We start from the raw sequence: 779 nt of genomic DNA, 5'->3' as shown, positions 1-779 counted from the left end.
GAACGGTCCCGTCGGTCTCCTGCGCGACCTGCAGGACCTCTACCTGCTGGCCAGCCTCGTCGACGTCACCTGGACGATGGTCAAACAGGCCGGGTCCGCGCTGCGCGATATAGAGTTACTCGCCGTCGTGGAGAAATGCGACGCCGAAACGGCCACCCAGCTGCGCTGGCTGCAAACCCGGATGAAACAAGCCGCACCCCAGGCCCTCATCGCAGCACGCTGAGGCCATCGAAAGGGACCACACGGCGGCGTCCGGAAGGATGACCCCAACGGACTCACTGCGATGGAACCCGGGTAGGGGTGCCCCGCCACGTTGCTAACGTTGCAGCGCTGTGGTCCGCAGGTCGAAGGATCGTCGACGAACGTCCGGGTCTCACTGACCGGCGTCGGTGAACCGTTCCGCCGCGGTTTCCAAGAGGAGACCCTCGAGTTCGCGGAGCTGTGCCGTTGCCCGGTCCAGCAGACTCGCCACCTGCTCCTGTCCAACGTGCGGGTCCGTGCGGGACAGGAGACCCAAGGTCCTCCAGAGCAGCGACTTGCCCGTGACGGCACTGATCAGCGCTTCGAGTTCCAATTGTTCGGCTGCGCCGATCCTGGCGTGGAGCGGATTGAGCGGGCCTAGGGACGCGAGGTGCRCCCCTGTCCAGGCGAAGGGCTTTTTGTAGGCCGGGATGCCTAGRCCGAGCCCCTCGGTGATGCCCTCMAGGGTTGCCTTATCGGCACTGACTTCCATCGCGAGCCGCGCGATCGTACTGCCGCGTGGCGAGTCCTTCCACGTC

2 protein-coding genes are annotated in these 779 nt (G+C 65.6%); one reads left to right on the top strand and one right to left on the bottom strand.

Annotated features, from left to right (window positions below; genetic code table 11):
* The coding region (locus tag AC1U89_RS24485) for a hypothetical protein (RefSeq protein ID WP_479902210.1) at positions 1 to 223 on the top strand (223 nt) is incomplete at its 5' end.
* A gap of 150 nt (positions 224 to 373) precedes the next feature.
* Here AC1U89_RS24485 and AC1U89_RS24480 read toward each other — a convergent pair.
* On the bottom strand, positions 374 to 779 hold a 406-nt coding region (locus AC1U89_RS24480; protein WP_479902209.1), incomplete at its 5' end, for a hypothetical protein.

Source organism: Caulobacter sp. 05T431 (genome assembly GCF_056665975.1).
Note: the sequence above shows the minus strand (reverse complement) of the source record. Positions and strands in the feature narration are given on the sequence as shown.